A 2,157-nucleotide genomic window follows, 5' to 3' on the forward strand; every position below is an offset into this window, starting at 1 on the left:
AACACGAGATCAATACCAAGTATTGAGTGAGGTAACTTGATGTCACACGAACCCGAGTACAGAGACTGGCAACAGATTGTCGAGCTAATCCGATCCAGCGTGGATAGCCAGCAACATGAGATGTTGTTAACCATGCTGATGACACCTGATGAGAGGGAATCATTAACTGCACGCGTTAACATTCTTAATGAGCTTCTCAAAGGGGAATTATCTCAACGTCAGATCAGTCAGATGCTTGGTGTTGGCATTGCCACGATCACTCGTGGCTCAAATGAGTTGAAGTCGAAATCCGAAGCGGAAAAAGACAAGCTGAAACTCTTACTAGAGCAAGTGGCTCAAGTCGCGAAGTAACAGAAAAGGGCGGAAATATCCGCCCTTTTTCGTATCTGGTAATTCGAATTAAAGATTGGCAGGGAAGTGGTCTGGATTCGTAAATGGAATCAGCGCCAGAATTAATGCTTGATGATACACCGAGCTACGAGTTAATTGGTTTTGGGTCAGCAAGCTGATTGCGCCGCCCTTTTGTTTGATGTTTTCGGTGCCAAACACTTTGTCCATCACATCACCAAGTTCATTAGCATCTGCAAGTTGAGCTAATACTTCTGGCGGTAGCATCAAACTGGCTGAGCGAGATTCTCCACGATGGGTATCTGATTCAATCACCATCCACGCAAACGTCACATTGCCTTCAATTCCAGCTTCTAAGCCAACATAAAAGTCTGCGGTTGGCATTTCCAATTTAGCATTTTTAACTCGATTGAGTGCGCCGCGATGGGTCTCTTCGTTAGTCATCGGCTGATCGGCGACTTCACTCGGAACGCTGATGCCGACAAACTCAAAAACTTGTTGAGGGAATGCGCTTTGAAATGCACTCTTTACCGCATTGATTTTTGCAGGGTTTAGAGAGGCGATAACGACTTTTTGGGTTGCCATGATCTTTTTACTCATCGATGTCTATTAGCTCAATTTCACTTGCGTTGGTTTGATGTTTTCGCTTGGATAACAACCCAGTACTTTCAAGTGTTTAGTGATTTTTGTTAGCTCTTGCAATGCTTGCTGCATTTCGGTTGAGCCTAGGTGCGCTTCTAGATCAACGTAGAACATTTCTTCCCACGGATTACCCATGATTGGACGCGATTCTAACTTAGTCATATTGATGCCGTAGCGTTGCAGTACCAGTAGAGTTTCAACCAATGAGCCCGCTTCCTGGGAGGTCGACATAATCCACGTCGTTTTGGCTGGAATTTGTGTGGAGACTTCAACTGGTTTACGCGCGACGACAATAAAGCGTGTGTGGTTTTCGGTTTGGTTTGCGATGTTGCCTTGGATCGCTTGCAGGCCGTACAACTTACCACTTGAAGCATTACCAATTGCGGCCACATCATCACGATTCATCTCTTGGACTTTTTGCATCGCGTCTGCTGTGCTTGCGCAAGACTCAAGTTTCACGCCTTTCATACGGCTTAAGAATTCGCTGCACTGTTGGTGCGGTTGCGGATGCGAGTACAGTGTTTTGATGTCTTCGAGGCGAATGTCTTTCGTTGCAACTAAGCAGTGCTCGATAGGTTGAGTCAGCTCACCAACAATATACAGCGTGGTGTGTTGTAGTAGGTCATATACTTCATTGATCGAGCCCGAGCTGGTGTTTTCGATGGGCAGCACACCGTAATCAGCATGGCCAGATTCCACCGTTCGAGTCACTTCTTTGAAATGCTCACAATTTAGCTCGATAAGCTCGGTATTTTTACGACTGAAATATTCGCGGCTTGCCAAGTGCGAGTAAGAACCTTTGGCTCCCAAGAAAGCGACGCGTGCAAGTGGCTTGCGGCTTTGTTGTGGGTTCACAAGGTTTTGCAGATAACCTTGTTGAAGTAAGACCGAATCTTCAATGATGGTGTGGAAAAGTTTGGTGATGTACTGAGCGTCGAGTTCGTATTTGTCTCGGCCGTTGGAAATCAGCTTAACCAACAGTTGTTGCTCTCGAACGGCATCACGAACTGGTTTTGAGGTTTGTACTTTGCTTTTGGCTACTTCAATGCTGAGTTTACGGCGTTCAGACAGCAAGCTAAGGAGCTGGTCATCGAGCTCATTCAAGCGTAAACGAATTTCTTCGAGGGAAATAGGTTGGTCAGTCATCAATTCTTTCCTTATAAAAAA

The 2,157-nt window shown here is 45.7% G+C and carries 3 protein-coding genes; 1 reads left to right on the forward strand and 2 read right to left on the reverse strand.

Features of this window, described 5'->3' with window-relative positions; genetic code table 11:
- Positions 1 to 39: 39 nt before the first annotated feature.
- A complete protein-coding gene (gene trpR, locus R8269_RS23485; RefSeq protein ID WP_005497218.1) occupies positions 40 to 351 on the forward strand; it encodes a trp operon repressor in 312 nt (103 codons plus the stop codon).
- 48 nt (positions 352 to 399) lie between these two features.
- On the opposite strand, the gene yjjX is transcribed toward trpR, so the two are convergent.
- Positions 400 to 933, reverse strand: a complete 534-nt coding sequence (gene yjjX, locus R8269_RS23490) for an inosine/xanthosine triphosphatase (protein ID WP_021451172.1) — start codon at positions 931 to 933, stop codon at positions 400 to 402.
- A gap of 24 nt (positions 934 to 957) precedes the next feature.
- Positions 958 to 2,136 carry a prephenate dehydratase gene (gene pheA / locus R8269_RS23495; protein ID WP_318222692.1) on the reverse strand — a complete coding sequence of 393 codons (1,179 nt, stop codon included), beginning with the start codon at positions 2,134 to 2,136 and terminating at the stop codon, positions 958 to 960.
- Positions 2,137 to 2,157 lie beyond the last annotated feature (21 nt).

This window comes from Vibrio sp. Vb0667, assembly GCF_033391095.1.